This is a genomic window from Achromobacter sp. MYb9 (genome assembly GCF_002975275.1).
Lineage (GTDB): Bacteria > Pseudomonadota > Gammaproteobacteria > Burkholderiales > Burkholderiaceae_B > Achromobacter.
The window spans coordinates 1-16,875 of sequence record NZ_PCOQ01000044.1; the positions used below are offsets into that span (position 1 = coordinate 1).

The window sequence follows — 16,875 nt, forward strand, 5'->3', positions numbered from 1 at the left end:
GCCCCGGCCCTGCCCGCCACGCCCGCCGGACTTGCCGCCGCGGATGCCGCCGCAACAGCCAAGCTTGCCCGCCCCGCCGGACAGGCCGACGCCCACGCCGCGCGTGGCGCCGATGCCGCGGCCCACGCCTCGATGGCGGCCAGTGGCCCGTCCGCCCGCTTGCTGGGACAGGCGCTGCGCCAGGCGCTGCAAACCAGCGGCCTGTTCTATGAATCGCATCTGACCAACATGGTGTTTGGCCGGATCAGCCCTTCGTCGCTGCAGAACGAGCCCCAGGCCAAGCTGAGCAAGGACGACATCCCGCAAAACACCGCGCCGGCACGCGGCCGCCCCGAGGCTCCCGCCGCGGGACGCGCCGGCGGTGGCGCGGACGCGCCTTCTGGCAGCGGATCGTCCACGACACCCGCGCCGGGCACGCCGATCGCGGGCATCCACCAGGACCTGACGGTGCTGGTGCGCCAGCAACTGGACGTGCTGGCCAACCAGTCGCTGACCTGGCAAGGCGAAGCCTGGCCCGGCACGCCGATGGAATGGGAAGTGGAGCGCGACCCCTACGGCGGCGATCCCGATTCGGCGACCCCCACCTGGGCCACGCGCCTGAAACTGGACCTGCCCCGCCTAGGCCTGGTGGACGCCCGGCTGAATCTGGCCGGCGATCAGATCGTGCTGCAACTGGTTGCGCCGCTGGCCGCAGGCGAGATCAATGATGCGTCCGACCAGCTGCGGTCGCGTCTGCTGGCCGCCGGCCTGACCCTGAGCAATCTGGCGGTCAGCGTGACGGATCCCCGACCCGCCATTCCCAACGACTACTGATGACGATCAGCCCCTACGCCGAGGACAACGGCCCGAACGCCAACCGCAACGCGGCCGTCGCCATTTCCTATGACGACAAGGACGGCGCCCCGCGCGTCGTCGCCAAGGGCTATGGCCAGTTGGCCGACACCATCGTGCGGGCCGCCGAAGAGAACGGCTTGTACGTGCACGAGTCCCGCGAACTGGTCGGCCTGCTGATGCAAGTGGACCTGGACGCACATATTCCCCCCCAACTGTACGTAGCAGTGGCAGAATTGCTGGCCTGGCTGTATCGCCTGGAATCGCGCGAGCTTCCCGACGCCGCGCCGCCTGCCTGACCTCACTCTCTAAGGACCACCATCGTGTTGGATGCCAGCGACCCGGAATTCCTGCTGACCCGGCCGGAAGACATGCGCTCAGCCTTGTTTGAACTGACGCACCCCGACAGCCACATCCTCGTGCGCGATGCGGCCGACCGCGAGATGGCCGTGCTGGTCCTGGGTGCCGACAAGCACACCCGCCAGTTTTTTTGGCGGCCCCGCGACTATGCGGGCGCCGACTTCGAACACTCGGACAGCATGGGCTTGCTAAGCGGCACCACGTTCCATTTCCACGCCACGGCCTATGGCGGCGTGCAAATCCGGTTCCGCATTCAGCGCCCCGAAGTGATCCAGTTCGACGACGGCAGCGCGGCATTGGTGTCGCCCTTCCCTGACCGGCTGGCCCGCATCCAACGGCGCAAGATGTTTCGCGCCTCGCTGGCCGGCAGCGCAAACCTGTGCCAGGCCCGTTGGCAGCCCGAGCCCAAGGTAAAGCCCTATCACTTCACGGTGCGCGACCTGTCGGTCGATGGCGTGGGTTTGCGTGTGGAACTGGCGGTGCCGGCGCTGCCCGAACGCGGCACGGTGATGGAAGACGTACAGCTGGACTTCGGCGAACTGGGCACTTTCACCGCCGATCTGGAAGTGCGCAACGTCTACCCGATTTCCGGTCAGCCGATGATCCAGCCCGGGACGCCCGAGGGGCAAGCGCCCCGGCACGTGTCCTTGACGGGCGAACCGCCGATGAGCCACATGGGCGCCGTCTTCCTGAATCTGGATGCGCGCCAGGAGAACTGGCTGCAGAAAGTGGTGTGGCGCCTGGAGAAAGGCGCGCAGCGGGACTGACACCGCCCCAAGGTAAAAAGCCCCCTCGGGGCGCAGCAAGCACGCGAAGCATGCGCAGCGTGGGGGTCCCTTTTACCGCAGGGCCGCCCCAAGGTAAAAAAGCCCCCTCGGGGGGCAGCAAGCATGCGAAGCATGCGCAGCGTGGGGGTCCCTTTTACCGCAGGGCCGCCCCAAGGTAAAAAAGCCCCCTCGGGGGGCAGCAAGCATGCGAAGCATGCGCAGCGTGGGGGTCCCTTTTACCGCAGGGCCGCCCCAAGGTAAAAGAGCCCCCTCGGGGGGCAGCAAGCATGCGAAGCATGCGCAGCGTGGGGGCCCCCTTCCTCTTCAGAGCCTCAAACGGCCATCGAGGAGATTTCCTTGTAGGCGGCAACCAGCTTGTTGCGCACCTGCACTGCGGTCTGAAAGCCGAGGCTGGCTTTCTGCATGTCGATGATCACATCATTGAGCGAAATGTCGGGCGCGCCCATTTCAAAGGCCTTCGCCTGGGCCGACGATGCGTTCTGCGCCGCCGTCACGCGGCGGATCGAGCGCTGCAATTCTGCGGCGAAGCCGTCGGGCTGGCCGACCATTTCGCCTGCGGCGAGATTGCCGGTTTCCGCCTTGCTCACGACGGTGCGCATCTGCTGGAGCATGCTTTCGATGCCGGACAAGCCTGATACAGCCATTACCTGATTCCTTGCTGGTGGGGCATGACGCCAATGTTGCACAGAGCGTAACGCCGATCGCGCACCGTCATAGCCGATAAAAACCGCCAAAAACCCCGACATTTCACCGAATGCCGCGACCTGGGCCTGATGGCGTGGCCGCAGCCGCCGCCTTGCCATGGACATAGAGGATAAGTAACGCCAAAAACCAGCCGTTTTCAACGATTGGGATTGTCGTACCAACGGCAATAATCCAGGCTCTCCCCAGACCAGAAGCACGTTGCATGTGTAATCTGCCCTACCCAGACATGAAGTCCTTTTCCCTGCTCCGCGTAGCCAGCGGGAGCCATCGATGAATCAGCAGGCCACTCTGAGCTCGTCGCTGCTGGCGAAGTTCCCCGCCCTGGAAAAGATACGCGCGCTGCCCAAGCCTATCCTGCTTGGCGCGGCGGCTGCCGTCGTTGCGCTGATCGTCGCCGCGGTGATGTGGAGCAGCGAACCCAAATACAAGGTCCTGTTCTCGAACCTGGACGACCGCGACGGCGGCGCCATTGTCACGGCCCTGGGCACGATGAACGTGCCCTACCGTTACAACGAGACCGGCACCGCCTTGCTGGTGCCGGCCGACCGCGTGTACGACGCGCGGTTGCAGTTGGCCTCGCAGGGCTTGCCGCGCGGCGGTTCGGTCGGTTTCGAACTGATGGACAACGCCCGTTTTGGCGCCAGTCAGTTCGCCGAGCAGATCAACTACCAGCGTGGTCTGGAAGGCGAACTGGCCCGTTCGATCGAAGCCATGCACACCGTGCAACACGCCCGCGTTCACCTGGCCATGCCGCGCCAGTCGCTGTTCGTGCGCGAACGCCAGGCGCCCACCGCATCGGTGCTGCTGAACGTCTACCCGGGCCGCAGCCTGAGTGACGCTCAGGTGTCGGCGATTTCGTGGCTGGTGGCCTCGAGCGTGCCCGAACTGACCGCGGAAAACGTATCCATCGTCGACCAGAACGGCCGCCTGCTGTCCGCGCCGCTGGGCGAAGGACGCGGCATGGACGCCGACCAGATGCGTTTCGTGCGCGAAATGGAACAGCGCACGGTCGAACGCATCCTGACCATCCTGAATCCGCTGGTCGGCCCCGGCAACGTCCACGCCCAGGCCAGCGCCGACGTCGACTTCGCCCGCCGCGAAGAGACGTCCGAAGTCTATCGTCCCAATCAGGAACCGGGCCAGTCCGCCATCCGCAGCCAGCAGACCAGCGATTCCACCCAGCGCGGCGTGAATCCCGCGCAGGGCGTGCCCGGCGCGCTGTCGAACCAGGCGCCGGCCAACGCGCAGGCGCCCATCGCCAATCCGCCCGCGCCGCAACCGCCCCGCCCGGGCCAGCCGCAGCAGCCCGCCAATGCCCAGCAGCAACAGCAACAGCAAACCGGCACGCAGACCGCAGCGACCAATCTGAACGAACGCCGCGACGCCACCACCAACTATGAAGTGGACCGCACGATCAGCCACATCAAGCAGCCGGTGGGGAACCTGAAGCGCCTGTCGGTCGCCGTGGTGGTGAACTACATCCGCGACAAGGATGGCGAGCCGCAGGCCCTGCCGCCCGAAGAACTGAACAAGCTGACCAATCTGGTCCGCGAAGCCATGGGTTATTCCGAAACGCGCGGTGACTCGCTGAACCTGGTGAACAGCCAGTTCAACGATGGCCCGCCGCCGCTGCCGATGTGGCGCGACCCGGAAATGATCGCCCTGTTCAAGACCATCCTGGCCTGGCTGGTGGGTCTGGTGGTTGCCTTGTGGCTGTATCGCAAGGTCCGCCGTTCGGTCACCGAGTATCTGTACCCGCCGGTTGATCCCGAAATGGCCGAGGCCGAGCGTGTCGAAGCCGCCCGCGAGGCCCAGGACGTGGCTCGCTCGAAGGAAGTCAGCCGCTACGAAGACAACCTGGAACGCGCCCGCACGATGGCCAATAAAGATCCGCGCGCCGTCGCGATGGTTCTGCGCACCTGGATGAGCAAAGATGAAAAATGATTCCACCCCGATGGACGGCATGACGCGCAGCGCCGTCCTGATGATGTCGCTGGGCGAGGACGCGGCGGCCGAGGTGTTCAAGTACCTCAGCGCCCGTGAAGTGCAGCAGGTCGGCGCGGCGATGGCCAGCCTGAAGCAGGTCACCCGCAACGACGTGGCCGTCGTCCTGGAAGAATTCCGCCAGGAAGCCGACCAGTTCATGGCCGTCACCCTGGGCTCGGACGACTACATCCGCAGCGTGCTGACCAAGGCCCTGGGCAGCGACCGCGCGGCCGGCCTGATCGAAGACATTCTGGAAGCCGGCGACGGCGGCAGCGGCATCGATGCGCTGAACTGGCTGGACCCGAACACCGTCGCCGAACTGATCGGCGACGAACATCCGCAGATCATCGCGACGATTCTGGTCCACCTGGAGCGCGACCGCGCGGCTGGCGTGCTGGCATTGCTGACCGACCGCCTGCGCAACGACGTCATGCTGCGCATTGCAACCTTCGGCGGCGTGCAGCCGGCGGCGTTGTCCGAGCTGACCGAAGTGCTGAACTCCGTGCTGGCGGGCCAAGGCGCCAAGCGCAGCAAGATGGGTGGCGTGCGCACGGCGGCCGAGATCCTGAACATGATGAATTCCTCGGACGAGGAAACCGTCGTGGCCAGCCTGCGCGAACGCGACAACGATCTGGCGCAGAAGATCATCGACGAGATGTTCGTCTTCGACAACCTGCTGGACGTCGAGGACCGCGCCATCCAGCTCATCCTCAAGGAAATCGATAACGACACGCTCATGGTCGCGCTCAAGGGCGCCCAGGAAGAGCTGCGCGCCAAGTTCCTGCGCAACATGTCCAGCCGTGCCGCCGAAATGCTGCGCGAGGACCTGGAAGCCCAGGGCCCGATCCGCATGTCGAAGGTCGAAGCCGAACAGAAGAAGATCCTGCAGATCGCCCGCCGCCTGGCCGAAAGCGGCCAGATCGTGCTGGGCAACTCCGGAGACGACGCGTATGTCTGAAGCGGACAACGGCGCGACGACGCTCAGCTCGCGCAGTGCCGCCTGGCGGCGCTGGCAGATGCTGTCGTTCGACGAGCCGACGGCCGTCGAAGTCGAACCGGAACCCGCACCCGATCCAGGCCCGGATCCTGCCGTGGTGATGGCGCAACTGCGTGCCCAGGCCATGGCCGAAGGCCGCGAGGAGGGCTATGCCCAAGGCCACGCGGCGGGCCTGGAAGCCGGCCAGCAGAGCGGCCACGAGGCGGGATTCGCCGCCGGGCGCGAAGCCGGTTACGCCGAAGGCCTGGCGATGGCGCGCGAACAGGGGGCCGAGGAAGCGCAGCGTTTGCACGCGCTGGTCGAGGCCTGCGCCACGTCGCTGGGTGCATTGGAAGAAAAGATGGGCCAGAGCTTGTTGACGCTGGCCCTGGACATCGCGCAGCAGGTCGTGCGCACGACGCTGGCCGAGCAGCCCGACACGGTCGTGGCTGCCGTTCGCGATGTCCTGCACATCAATCCGTCAGCGGGCGGCCAGATGCGGTTGTGGGCGAACCCCGACGACATCGAGCTGATCCGCCTGCACCTGGCGGACGAACTGAAGGAAGGCCATTGGCGCGTGCTGGCCGATGAGTCGATCGCGCGCGGCGGCTGCCGCGCCGAAACGCCCTACGGCGACATCGACGCCACGCTGCAGACGCGCTGGCGCCGGGTCGCGGCCTCGCTGGGCCGCAACGTCTCCTGGGAGGAGCCGGCGTGAACAGCCATCCGGCTCCGGCACAGCCCGGCCAGACGGCCGCGCCGCAGGCATCCGCCGCCGCCCCGCTGACGTCCGCGCCAGTTGCGGCCATCCCGGTCATCGACCGCTGGAAGACCCAGCTGGAGATCGGCTCGATCCGTGCCGCGTCGACCGACCCGTGGCTGGTCAGCGGCAAGATCACCCGCGCGACGGGCCTGGTGCTGCATGCCACGGGCCTGCGCCTGCCGGTGGGCGCCGCTGCCCGTATCGAAATCGCGCGCGGCCACGACCACTGGGCCGATGCCGAAGTGGTGGGTTTTGACGGCCATACCCTGTACCTGATGCCGCAGGCGGACATTTCCGGTCTGCCGCCCGGTGCGCGCGTCGTGCCCGGCGAGCCGCCCGTGCAACGCGCGATTCCGCTGCCGCGCAAGGCCGAATTGAATGGCAACGCCAAGCCGCAGCTGGGCCGTCACCTGCCCGTGGGCAACGCTTTGCTGGGCCGCGTGCTGGACGGCGCCGGGCGCCCGCTGGACGGGCTGGGCCCGTTGACGGGCGCCGAGCTGGCGCCCTTGTCCGCGCTGCCCATCAACCCCTTGTCGCGCGCGCCGATCGACACCGTGCTGGACACGGGCGTGCGCGCCATCAACGGGCTGCTGACCGTTGGCCGAGGCCAGCGCATGGGCCTGTTCGCCGGCTCCGGCGTGGGCAAATCCGTGCTGCTGGGCATGATGGCACGCTACACCAAGGCCGACGTGATCGTCGTGGGCCTGATCGGCGAACGGGGCCGGGAAGTCAAGGAATTCATCGAGCACAACCTGGGCCCCGAGGGCCTGGCGCGCTCGGTCGTGGTAGCCGCGCCCGCCGACGTGTCGGCCCTGCTGCGCCTGCAAGGCGCCGCGTATGCGACGCGCCTGGCCGAACATTTCCGCGATCAGGGCCTGGACGTGCTGCTGATCATGGACTCGCTGACCCGCTATGCGATGGCCCAACGGGAAATCGCGCTGGCCATCGGCGAGCCGCCCGCCACCAAAGGCTATCCGCCGTCGGTGTTCGCCAAGCTGCCCATGCTGGTCGAACGCGCCGGGATGGGCGCGCCCGGACCGTCGGGCAAGGCCGGCTCCATCACGGCGTTCTACACCGTGCTGGCCGAAGGCGACGACCAGCAAGATCCGATCGCCGATTCGGCGCGCGCGATCCTGGACGGGCACGTCGTGCTGTCGCGCCATCTTGCCGAGGCCGGGCACTACCCCGCCATCGACATCGAGGCGTCGATTTCCCGGGCGATGACCTCGCTGATCACGCCCCAGCAATTCGCCGTGGTGCGCCGCTTCAAGCAGAACCTGTCGCGCTACCAGCGCAACCGCGACCTGATCGCCGTGGGCGCCTATGCGGCCGGCAACGATCCGCAACTGGACGAAGCCATCGCCCGCTATCCCCGTCTGGAGGCGTTCTTGCAGCAGGATATCGGCGAAAACGTCGGCTATGACGACGCCGTCAACCAGTTGCGCGCCAGTTTCGAGTTAAGGGACACCTATGCCTAGCCAATTGCCCTTGGACATGTTGATCAACCTGGCCAAGGAAAGCACGGATGAAGCCGCGCGCCTGCTGGGACGACTGAGCGCCGAGCGCACCAATGCCGAGCGCCAGTTGGGCATGCTGAACGACTACCGCCAGGACTACCTGGAACGCCTGCAACAGGCGATGACGACGGGAATGTCGGCCAGCGACTGCCATAACTACCAACGCTTCATCGGTACGCTGGACGACGCAATCGGCCAGCAGCAGACGGTATTGCGCCAGGCCGACGAAAACCTGGCCAAAGGCCGCCAGTATTGGCAGCAGGAAAAACGCAAACTCAATTCCTATGACGCCCTGGCGCAACGCGAAATGCGCGCGCAGGCCGTCGTGGAATCCCGGCGCGAACAGCGCGCCAACGATGAATACTCCGCTCGCCTGGTTCAACGCCAGGCAGGCCTGCATTAAGCAATACCTCACAGGAAGCCCAAGATGACCGCTCCCCTGCCCTTGCCCACGATCGCACCCGTCGCGCCGACTTCGATCGCCGACACGCTTGGCGCCAATAAGTCCGCAGCCGCGAACAAGAAAGGCCCCAGCTTCTCCGACGTGCTGGCCCAGCAGCGCCCGAAGCCGTCCGCCGATTCGCGCCCCGCGAACAACGGCGCCAAGACGCCCGGCAAGAATACGAACGCCAAGGACCCGGCAAGCAATGCTGAAAGCGCTGCCGCCGGCGCCATCGACAATGCCGTGAAGACGGCCGCCGAGGCGGAAGCCGGCGCGCTCGCCGTCGCGGCCACGCAACAACCGGCCGCGCCGGTGTTGCCGCAGCAGGCGCTTGAGATCGCCGCCCAGGCCGCCGAGCAGGTGCAGTTGGCCCGCGGCAATGCCGAGGCCGCCGCGGCCGCGATGAGTTCCGGCGCCGCCGTGCTGACCGCCACGCTGAATGCCGCCGATGCCGCCGCCGCGCCGCGCGCGCCGGTCGCCGCAACGGCCGCGCAAGCCGAAGCGGCCGCGGCACTCGCCACCCGCGACGCCCAGGCCGCCTTGCCCGTTGTCACCGCCGCCGTCAAACCGGGCAGCACGGTGACGGCTCCTTTGGAAGCCGCACCCGCCAACGCGAAGCCCGCCGTGAAGACGGAAGCGCCGCGCCTGGCCGCCGACCTGGCGCTGCCGCGCGTGCCGCGCGATGCCCGCGCGGACACCGAGCCCACCACCACCCTGCCGGCCCATACCGACGAAGAACTGACGGCTGCGCTGACCAGCACGGCGCAGCAATTCCAGGCGCCGCAACACGGCGCCTCGGCCCAGGATCACCTGGCCCAGGCCCTTGCCGCAGCCACGCAGCGCCAGGCCTCGCCCGTCGTGAACCAGGCCGCCGTTGCCGCACCGGCCGTGCCGGTCGTGATGCAGGTCGCCACGCCCGTGGGCGGCACGCATTGGGGCACCGAGCTTGGCCAGCAAGTGGTGATGATGAGCGCCAATGCCCGTCAGGGCATGCAAACCGCCGAGCTGCGCCTGGATCCGCCCGATCTGGGTCCGTTGCGCGTCAGCCTGAACCTGGCGGATGGCGTGGCCACCGCTTCGTTCGTGTCGGCGCACGCATCCGTGCGCCAGGCGATCGAAACCGCCATTCCGCAATTGCAGCAAGCGCTGGCGCAAGCCGGCATTTCGCTGGGCCAGACCAGCGTCGGCGAACAGGCCGCGCAACAGGAATTCGCGCAACAGCACGGCGGCAACGGATCGCAGCGGCAGTCCGGCGGCGGATCGGCGGTTGCCGATGCGGCGGCCGGCAACGCCGCGCCTGTCGTGGCCACCCCGCGCAATGCCAACGCCCTGGTCGACACCTTCGCGTAGCAAACAGGCGGCCCGCAGCCAGTAATGGACGCGGGCAGTGCAGCAATAGCTTGAGATACGCGGCTTTCGCCCTGTTTTTCGCCTCCAAGACGAGGCGGGATTTGGGGCAGAATGCTTTCATCCACTAAGTATCCGTTTTCACCAGCGGCCCAATACGCATCGAAACCGAGATGGCGACTTCCAAATCCATATCCGCGCCGTCGGGCGCGAAGAACTCCGGCGGCATCGGCCGCATCCTTCGCCCCCTCCTGGCCATACTGGTCCTGCTCCTTGTCGCCGCCGCCAGCGCCGGCGCGACCTGGTTCATCAGCCAACGCATGCAACAGCCGCCCGCCGGCGCTGCCGTGCAGTTGGGCGTCGGCCAGGTTCCCGGGGGCCAGCCCGGCCAACCGGGTCAACCCGGCCAGCCAGGCCAGGGCCCGCAGGCCGCGCCGACCACCTTCGTCGCGCCGCCCGCCGCTCCGGTGGCCGTGCCCGCGCCGATCTTCGTGCCGATCGAGGCCTTCACCGTCACGTTGCAGAACGCCGACACGGAACGCATCATGCACGTCGGCCTGACGCTGCGCGTAAGCGACGAACAGACCCGCACGCGCCTTGAAAAGTACATGCCTGAAGTGCGCAGCCGCATCCTGATGGTGCTGTCGTCGCAATCACCCACCGGCGTGCAGACCCAGCAAGGCAAGACCGACATGGCCACGGCGATCAAGCAGGCGGTCAACCGCCCCTTCTCGCCCCTGCCCGACGGCCAGTATGTCACCGACGTACTGTTCACGGCGTTCGTGGTGCAATAAGCATGGCCTACGAGGCATTCCTTTCACAGGACGAAGTCGATGCGCTGCTGGCCGGCGTCACCGGCGAGAGCGACAGCAAGACCGAGGCGGCCAGTTCCAGCGACGGCGCGCGCGCCTATGACCTGAGTTCTCCCGAACGCGTCGTGCGCCGCCGCATGCAGACGCTGGAGCTGATCAACGAACGTTTCGCGCGCCACATGCGCAACGTGCTGTTGAACTTCATGCGCCGCAGCGCGGACATCACCGTCGGTTCGATCAAGATCCAGAAATACGCGGATTTCGAGCGCAATCTGCCCGTGCCGAGCAATCTGAACATGATTCAGATGAAGCCGTTGCGCGGCACCGCGCTCTTCACGTATGACCCGAACCTGGTGTTCCTGGTCATCGACAGCCTGTTCGGCGGCGATGGCCGCTACCACACGCGCGTCGAAGGCCGGGACTTCACCACCACCGAACAGCGCATCATCCGGCGCCTGCTCAACCTGACCCTGGAAAGCTACGGCAAATCCTGGGATCCGGTCTATCCGATCGAATTCGAGTACGTGCGCTCGGAGATGCACACCAAGTTCGCCAGCATCACCGGCAACAATGAAGTGGTGGTCGTCACCTCGTTCCACATCGAATTCGGCGCGACCGGCGGCGACCTGAACATCTGCCTGCCCTACTCGATGATCGAGCCGGTGCGGGATCTGCTGACGCGGCCGCTGCAGGAAACCACGCTGGAAGAAGTGGACCAGCGTTGGTCGCAACAGTTGTCGCGCCAGGTTCGCAGCGCCGACATCGACGTGGTGGCGGAGTTTGCCCGCATCCCGTCGTCGATCCGCGAGCTGATGAGCCTGAAAGTGGGCGACGTCCTTCCGGTGGACGTGCCCGAAACCATCATCGCCAATGTGGATGGCGTGCCGCTGATGGAATGCGGCTACGGCGTCTTCAACGGCCAGTACGCGCTTCGCGTACAGAACATGTTTACCTACGATACCGATTCACACGAGGCCCCCGACCATGACTGACAAGAACGAGCCCGGCACCGGCTCGTCCCCGGCCGACGACTGGGCCGACGCGCTCGCCGAACAATCCCGCGCCAATCCGCCCACCCAGGCTGATGGCCTGAAGCCGCAGGACGACTGGGCAGCCGCGATGGCTGAACAAACCGCCGCCACGCCCGCTGCTCCCGAAGTGCCCGCGCAAGCGGCGCCCGCGCCAACGGCGCCGGCCCCCGCGAAGCCTGCGGCGCAATCGGCATCGCAGTCGGTATTCAAGCCCCTGGCCGGCACCACCGGCGGCGCCGGCACCGACATCGACCTGATCATGGACGTGCCCGTCCAGTTGACGGTCGAACTGGGACGCACCCGCCTGACCATCAAGAACCTGCTCCAGTTGGGTCAGGGATCGGTGGTCGAGCTGGACGGCCTGGCCGGCGAACCGATGGACATCTTCGTCAACGGCTACCTGATCGCCCAGGGCGAAGTCGTCGTGGTCGAAGACAAGTACGGCATCCGCCTGACCGACATCATCACCCCGTCCGAGCGGATCAACCGCTTGAACAACCGCCGTTGACGGCACCGGCGCCATGACCGAGTCTTCCCTGCTGCGCGTCATCATCGGCCTTGTGCTGGTGGTGGCCGCCATCCTGGTTTCGGCATGGCTCGCCAAGCGCGCCGGTTTGACCCAGCGCGGCGGCGGCGACCTGCTTAAACAGGTCGCCAGCCTGCCGGTCGGCGCGCGCCAAAGCATCGTCGTCGTCGAAATCGACAACACCTGGCTGGTGGTGGGCGTCGGCCCGAACCAGATCAGCACCCTGCATACCCTGCCCGCCGGCCAATTGCCGGCGGGTTCGCCCTTGCCCGCCGCAGCGTTTGCGGCCAAGCTGGGCCAGGCGCTCAAGCGCCGCTAGCGCCCCGCGCGCGATCCAAGCGATACCCATGAGTTTGCTCACCCGCACGACCTCCACCCGCGCCCGCCAGAACGCGCTGCCGCTGCTGGCGGCCGCCGCCGTGCTGGGCCTGGCTTTCTTTCCCGCTGGCGTCGTGGCCCAGGCCACGCTGCCGGCGCTGACCACCACGCCCGGCCCCAACGGCTCCGAGACGTATTCGCTCAGCATGCAGACGCTGCTGCTGATGACCTCGCTGTCGTTCCTGCCGGCCGCGCTGCTGATGATGACCGGCTTCACCCGCATCATCATCGTGCTGGGCCTGCTGCGCAGCGCGATGGGCACGGCAATGTCGCCGCCCAACCACGTGCTGATCGGGCTGGCGCTGTTCCTGACGTTCTATACGATGTCTCCGGTGTTCGACAAGATCTACGCCGACGCCTACAAGCCGTTGTCGGAAGGATCGATCCAGTTCGAGACCGCCGTCGAACGGGCGGCGGCGCCGCTGCGCACGTTCATGCTGCACCAGACCCGCGAAAACGATCTGTCGCTGTTCGCCAACCTGGCCAAGCAGCCGGCGCTGGAAGACCCGTCGCAGGTGCCGCTGCGCATCCTGGTGCCGGCGTTCATCACCAGCGAATTGAAGACGGCGTTCCAGATCGGCTTCACCATCTTCATCCCCTTCCTGATCATCGATCTGGTCGTGGCCAGCGTGCTGATGGCGCTGGGCATGATGATGGTGCCGCCCGTTACCGTGGCGCTGCCCTTCAAGCTGATGCTGTTCGTGCTGGCCGACGGCTGGAACCTGCTCATGGGCTCGCTGGCCCAGAGCTTCTACCAATAACGCCGGGAGCAAAAACGCCATGACAGCCGAAACCGTCATGACCATGGCCTACCAGGCGATGAAAATCGTCCTGGCGATGGCCGGTCCGCTGTTGCTGGTGGTGCTGGTGGTCGGCCTGGTCATCAGCATCTTCCAGGCCGCCACGCAGATCAACGAAATGACGCTGTCGTTCATCCCGAAGTTGCTGGCGATGTGCGGCGTGCTGGTTCTGCTGGGCCCGTGGCTGATTGGCGTCATGGTCGACTACATCCGGCAATTGATCGGCCAGATCCCCATGCTGGTGTCCTGAGCGCGCCCGCGCCGCCGGACGCCGGACGCTTCCCCCCATGATCGCCTTCACGCTCGAACAGCTCAACGGCTGGATCGGCCAGTTCCTCTGGCCGTTCGTGCGCATCCTGGCGCTGGTGGGCACGGCCCCCCTGTTTTCGGAATCGATCATCCCGGTCAAGGTCAAGATCGGCCTGGCCTTCGTGCTGTCGGTGGCCATCAGCCCGACGCTGGACCCCATGCCGCCCATCGCGCCGGGCTCGTTCGCCGGCTTGTGGATGGTGATGCAACAGGTGCTGATCGGCATCGCCATGGGCTTCACCATGCGGATCGTCTTTGCCGCGGTGCAGACGGCGGGCGAATTCGTCGGCCTGCAAATGGGCCTGTCGTTCGCGTCCTTCTTCGACCCGAGTTCCGGCGCGAACACCGCCGTGCTCTCCCGCCTGTTCAACATCATCGCGATGCTGACCTTCCTGGCGCTGGATGGCCACCTGCTGGTCCTGGCGGCGTTGGTGCGGTCGTTCGACACCCTGCCCGTCGCCATGATTCAGCTGCATCAGAATGGCTGGGGCGTGGTCGTGGAATGGGGCAAGACGGTATTCGTGTCCGGCCTGTTGCTGGCCCTGCCGCTGATCTGCGCGCTGCTGACCATCAACCTTGCCATGGGCATCCTGAACCGCGCGGCCCAGCAGTTGTCCGTGTTTTCCGTGGGCTTTCCCGTGACGCTGATCATCGGCGTCGCGGTGCTGACCGTGGTCCTGCCGCATTCGGGTCCGTTCCTGGAGTCGCTGTTCGAGTCGGGCCTGGGCGCCATGAGCCGCGTGGTCGACGCATTGGCCGGCCGATAACACCAACCCCCGAACATCGCCCACCACGCAAAACGGCCACTTTCCAGTGGCCGTTTTGCATCGTTCCAACGACTTGGGTCGGTCAGGGGTGGCCGGTCAGCCGGAACACGCGGATCGTTTCGCGCAGCGCGCCGGACTGGTTCCCCAGTTGCAGCACCGCCCCGCCCAGCTCCTGCACCAGCGCCGTATTCTGCACCGTCATCACGTCCATCTGCGACACGGCCGAATCCACCTGCTCGATCCCGCTGGACTGCTCTTGCGAGGCCTGCGAGATCTCGCCGATGATGTCCGTGACGCGATGCACCGCGGCGACGATCTCTTCCATCGTCGCGCCGGCCTGTTCCGCCTGGGCCGAGCCTTCCGACACACGGTCCACGGAATCTTCGATCAGGCCCTTGATTTCCTTGGCCGCCTGCGCGCTCTTTTGCGCCAGGCTGCGCACCTCGCCCGCGACCACGGCAAAACCCTTGCCGGACTCGCCTGCCCGCGCGGCCTCCACGGCGGCGTTCAACGCCAGGATGTTGGTCTGGAACGCGATGCCTTCGATGATGCTGACGATGTCCGCGATCTTGCGCGAGCTATCGGAGATACCGTGCATGGTATTCACCACCTGGCCCACCGCGACGCCGCCTCGGCGCGCCACGTCCATGCTGCTGGCGGCCAGTTGATTGGCCTGGCGCGCGTTGTCGGCGTTCTGGCGCACGGTCGAGGTCAGCTGTTCCATGCTGGCGGCCGTCTGCTGCAGCGAAGCCGCCTGGCCTTCCGTGCGCCCCGCCAGTTCCTGATTGCCCCGGGCGATGTGCACGGCGGCATGCGTCGTGCCCTCGATGCCGCGGTAGACGTCCTGCGCAATGCCGATCAGGCTCTTGCGCATGACCTCGAGCGAGAAATTCAAGCTGCCCACCTCGTCGTCGGACTCCGCCACGATCTGCGTGGTCAGATTGCCGGCGGCGACTTGCCGCGCCATGTTGGCGGCGTCCACCATCGGGTCCAGCAACGAGCGGGACAAGCTCCATCCCATGCCGAAAATGGCGATCACGCCCAGCGCGATCGCGCCGCACCCCAGGCTGGCGCCCAGCACATCCAGACTGGCCCAGTTGGCATGCAGGCCGTAGGCGCCCGCGGCGGCGACGATACCGCCGGACAGCAAGGCGTGGCGCAGCATGCGGCTACGCACGCTGCGCTTGAAGGGAAACGCCACGACGTCCAGGCCACGCCGCCAGCCGGCGCGCACAGGCCGACCACGGTGGATGCGCACGCCACGCGCCGAACCTTCGCGGATGCGCGCGTACAGGTCCTCGGCCATTTCGATCTGTTCGTCAGACGGGCGTACGCGCACCGACGAATACGCGACGACTTCGCCGTTTTCGACGATGGGCGTGGCGTTGGCCAGCACCCAGTAGTAGCCGCCGTCCTTGCGCCGGTTCTTGACCAGCCCCAACCACGATTCGCCGGCTTCCAGCGTATCCCAGAGGTCTACATAGGCTTCGGACGGCATATCGGGATGACGCACGATGTTGTGCGGCTTGCCGATCAGCTCTTCACGGGTGAATCCGCTGACCTCGACGAATGCCGGGTTCGCGTAGACGATGCGGCCCTTGGTGTCGGTGCGCGAGATCAGATACTGATCCTCGCGCAGCTTGGTTTCCACATCATGGACGGGTAGGTTTACGCGCACAGCTAGTCTCCAGTTACCTCAATAGCGCAGCGAATGAATAGCAGCGAGCAAACCGGACCTGACGCCCCGCATCGACCTATACCCGCGCTGGTTTGTCTGGCGGGCACGCCGCCGTCAAACGCTGTTCACCGCCCATTTCGGGCGTTATTTTTATTTACGGCTGAATTGCCGAAAACTTAACGTGCGTAGGAATTGCACGCGGCGCCCAGTGGGCGCCCGCCACAAAACATACGGCCGCGCACAGGCGCGGCCGCGGGTCTTGCCTTGAGGCCCCGCCGCCTGGCCGGCCGCGCCAATCGCGCAGCCCGCCAGGCGCGGCCCCGGGGTCAGCCTTGCGTCAACGTCGGCGCGGCATAGCCGCCGAGTTGATGCGCCGGCACTTCGATCACTTCACCGGCGTTGATCTTGAACACCGCCACGGCTTCCGCCAGACGGTGCGCCTGGTCTTGCAGCGACCCTGCGGCCGCCGCGGCTTCTTCCACCAGCGCCGCGTTCTGCTGCGTCACTTCGTCCATCTGCGACACGGCCCGGTTGACCTGGTCGATACCGCTGGACTGCTCTTCGGACGCCGCCGAGATCTCGCCCATGATGTCCGTCACACGCTTGACCGATGCCACGATCTCTTGCATCGTCGCGCCGGCGCGCTCCACCTGCTGCGAACCCGCGCCAACCTTCGTGACCGAGTCTTCGATCAGGCCCTTGATTTCCTTGGCCGCCTGCGCGCTGCGCTGCGCCAGCGAGCGCACTTCGCCCGCCACCACCGCAAAGCCCTTGCCTTGCTCGCCGGCACGCGCCGCTTCCACTGCCGCGTTCAGCGCCAGGATGTTCGTCTGGAAGGCGATGCCATCGATCACCGACA

The 16,875-nt window shown here is 66.5% G+C and carries 19 protein-coding genes; 16 read left to right on the plus strand and 3 right to left on the minus strand.

The genetic code is table 11. The annotated features are described in order from the left end of the window. The 3 genes from CQ050_RS30190 to CQ050_RS30200 all read left to right on the plus strand — a co-directional run. A partial coding sequence (locus CQ050_RS30190; protein ID WP_146121079.1) for a flagellar hook-length control protein FliK occupies nt 1-813 on the plus strand: 813 nt, incomplete at its 5' end. After that, nucleotides 813-1,130 carry an EscU/YscU/HrcU family type III secretion system export apparatus switch protein gene (locus CQ050_RS30195; protein WP_105560507.1) on the plus strand — a complete coding sequence of 106 codons (318 nt, stop codon included), beginning with the start codon at nt 813-815 and terminating at the stop codon, nt 1,128-1,130. The genes CQ050_RS30190 and CQ050_RS30195, both read left to right, overlap by 1 nt. Before the next feature lie 27 nt (nt 1,131-1,157). Further along, on the plus strand, nt 1,158-1,958 hold the full coding sequence (locus CQ050_RS30200) for a flagellar brake protein (RefSeq protein ID WP_105560519.1): 801 nt from the start codon (nt 1,158-1,160) through the stop codon (nt 1,956-1,958). A gap of 332 nt (nt 1,959-2,290) precedes the next feature. Here CQ050_RS30200 and fliE read toward each other — a convergent pair whose 3' ends face one another. After that, complete coding sequence (gene fliE, locus CQ050_RS30205; protein ID WP_105560508.1) at nt 2,291-2,623, minus strand: flagellar hook-basal body complex protein FliE; 333 nt, start codon at nt 2,621-2,623, stop codon at nt 2,291-2,293. 331 nt (nt 2,624-2,954) lie between these two features. On the opposite strand from fliE, the gene fliF reads away from it, so the two are divergent. The 13 genes from fliF (at nt 2,955) to fliR (ending at nt 14,338) form a co-directional block, all read left to right on the plus strand. Further along, nucleotides 2,955-4,628, plus strand: a complete 1,674-nt coding sequence (gene fliF / locus CQ050_RS30210) for a flagellar basal-body MS-ring/collar protein FliF (RefSeq protein ID WP_105560509.1) — start codon at nt 2,955-2,957, stop codon at nt 4,626-4,628. After that, nucleotides 4,618-5,628 (plus strand): flagellar motor switch protein FliG, encoded by a 1,011-nt coding sequence (fliG, locus tag CQ050_RS30215; protein WP_088588349.1) that lies wholly within the window; start codon nt 4,618-4,620, stop codon nt 5,626-5,628. Before fliF ends, fliG begins: the two co-directional genes overlap by 11 nt. Continuing rightward, nucleotides 5,621-6,364 carry a flagellar assembly protein FliH gene (fliH, locus tag CQ050_RS30220; protein ID WP_105560510.1) on the plus strand — a complete coding sequence of 248 codons (744 nt, stop codon included), beginning with the start codon at nt 5,621-5,623 and terminating at the stop codon, nt 6,362-6,364. Before fliG ends, fliH begins: the two co-directional genes overlap by 8 nt. A gap of 89 nt (nt 6,365-6,453) precedes the next feature. Next, complete coding sequence (fliI, locus tag CQ050_RS30225) at nt 6,454-7,887, plus strand: flagellar protein export ATPase FliI (RefSeq protein WP_199196965.1); 1,434 nt, start codon at nt 6,454-6,456, stop codon at nt 7,885-7,887. Continuing rightward, a complete protein-coding gene (gene fliJ, locus CQ050_RS30230) occupies nt 7,880-8,329 on the plus strand; it encodes a flagellar export protein FliJ (RefSeq protein ID WP_088588351.1) in 450 nt (149 codons plus the stop codon). Before fliI ends, fliJ begins: the two co-directional genes overlap by 8 nt. Nucleotides 8,330-8,353: 24 nt before the next feature. Further along, a complete protein-coding gene (locus tag CQ050_RS30235) occupies nt 8,354-9,718 on the plus strand; it encodes a flagellar hook-length control protein FliK (RefSeq protein WP_105560511.1) in 1,365 nt (454 codons plus the stop codon). Nucleotides 9,719-9,888: 170 nt separating this feature from the next. Continuing rightward, nucleotides 9,889-10,509, plus strand: a complete 621-nt coding sequence (gene fliL / locus CQ050_RS30240; RefSeq protein ID WP_105560512.1) for a flagellar basal body-associated protein FliL — start codon at nt 9,889-9,891, stop codon at nt 10,507-10,509. A 2-nt stretch (nt 10,510-10,511) separates the two neighbouring features. After that, a complete protein-coding gene (fliM, locus tag CQ050_RS30245; RefSeq protein WP_105560513.1) occupies nt 10,512-11,519 on the plus strand; it encodes a flagellar motor switch protein FliM in 1,008 nt (335 codons plus the stop codon). Further along, nucleotides 11,512-12,066 (plus strand): flagellar motor switch protein FliN, encoded by a 555-nt coding sequence (fliN, locus tag CQ050_RS30250; RefSeq protein WP_105560514.1) that lies wholly within the window; start codon nt 11,512-11,514, stop codon nt 12,064-12,066. Before fliM ends, fliN begins: the two co-directional genes overlap by 8 nt. Before the next feature lie 13 nt (nt 12,067-12,079). Beyond that, entirely contained in the window at nt 12,080-12,403 is a 324-nt protein-coding gene (gene fliO / locus CQ050_RS30255; RefSeq protein ID WP_105560515.1) for a flagellar biosynthetic protein FliO, read from the plus strand. A 28-nt stretch (nt 12,404-12,431) separates the two neighbouring features. Further along, nucleotides 12,432-13,223: a flagellar type III secretion system pore protein FliP gene (gene fliP, locus CQ050_RS30260; protein WP_105560516.1), complete on the plus strand. Its 792-nt coding sequence runs from the start codon at nt 12,432-12,434 to the stop codon at nt 13,221-13,223. A gap of 19 nt (nt 13,224-13,242) precedes the next feature. Beyond that, nucleotides 13,243-13,512: a flagellar biosynthesis protein FliQ gene (gene fliQ / locus CQ050_RS30265; protein WP_006219058.1), complete on the plus strand. Its 270-nt coding sequence runs from the start codon at nt 13,243-13,245 to the stop codon at nt 13,510-13,512. A 37-nt stretch (nt 13,513-13,549) separates the two neighbouring features. Beyond that, nucleotides 13,550-14,338, plus strand: a complete 789-nt coding sequence (gene fliR / locus CQ050_RS30270) for a flagellar biosynthetic protein FliR (RefSeq protein WP_105560517.1) — start codon at nt 13,550-13,552, stop codon at nt 14,336-14,338. Between the two features lie 82 nt (nt 14,339-14,420). On the opposite strand, the gene CQ050_RS30275 is transcribed toward fliR, so the two are convergent. Beyond that, the gene (locus tag CQ050_RS30275) at nt 14,421-16,016 is read right to left on the minus strand and encodes a PAS domain-containing methyl-accepting chemotaxis protein (protein ID WP_105560518.1); all 1,596 of its coding nucleotides are present in this window, start codon (nt 16,014-16,016) and stop codon (nt 14,421-14,423) included. A gap of 326 nt (nt 16,017-16,342) precedes the next feature. After that, on the minus strand, nt 16,343-16,875 hold a 533-nt coding region (locus tag CQ050_RS30280; protein ID WP_233214365.1), incomplete at its 5' end, for a methyl-accepting chemotaxis protein.

Excerpts from the sequence above, each read along its gene's own strand:
- CQ050_RS30195 (WP_105560507.1), top strand. The coding sequence starts at position 813 with ATGACGATCAGCCCCTACGCCGAGGACAACGGCCCGAACGCCAACCGC.
- fliE (WP_105560508.1), bottom strand. The coding sequence starts at position 2,623 with ATGGCTGTATCAGGCTTGTCCGGCATCGAAAGCATGCTCCAGCAGATG.
- fliF (WP_105560509.1), top strand. The coding sequence starts at position 2,955 with ATGAATCAGCAGGCCACTCTGAGCTCGTCGCTGCTGGCGAAGTTCCCC.
- fliG (WP_088588349.1), top strand. The coding sequence starts at position 4,618 with ATGAAAAATGATTCCACCCCGATGGACGGCATGACGCGCAGCGCCGTC.
- fliH (WP_105560510.1), top strand. The coding sequence starts at position 5,621 with ATGTCTGAAGCGGACAACGGCGCGACGACGCTCAGCTCGCGCAGTGCC.
- fliJ (WP_088588351.1), top strand. The coding sequence starts at position 7,880 with ATGCCTAGCCAATTGCCCTTGGACATGTTGATCAACCTGGCCAAGGAA.
- CQ050_RS30235 (WP_105560511.1), top strand. The coding sequence starts at position 8,354 with ATGACCGCTCCCCTGCCCTTGCCCACGATCGCACCCGTCGCGCCGACT.
- fliL (WP_105560512.1), top strand. The coding sequence starts at position 9,889 with ATGGCGACTTCCAAATCCATATCCGCGCCGTCGGGCGCGAAGAACTCC.
- fliM (WP_105560513.1), top strand. The coding sequence starts at position 10,512 with ATGGCCTACGAGGCATTCCTTTCACAGGACGAAGTCGATGCGCTGCTG.
- fliN (WP_105560514.1), top strand. The coding sequence starts at position 11,512 with ATGACTGACAAGAACGAGCCCGGCACCGGCTCGTCCCCGGCCGACGAC.
- fliO (WP_105560515.1), top strand. The coding sequence starts at position 12,080 with ATGACCGAGTCTTCCCTGCTGCGCGTCATCATCGGCCTTGTGCTGGTG.
- fliP (WP_105560516.1), top strand. The coding sequence starts at position 12,432 with ATGAGTTTGCTCACCCGCACGACCTCCACCCGCGCCCGCCAGAACGCG.
- fliQ (WP_006219058.1), top strand. The coding sequence starts at position 13,243 with ATGACAGCCGAAACCGTCATGACCATGGCCTACCAGGCGATGAAAATC.
- fliR (WP_105560517.1), top strand. The coding sequence starts at position 13,550 with ATGATCGCCTTCACGCTCGAACAGCTCAACGGCTGGATCGGCCAGTTC.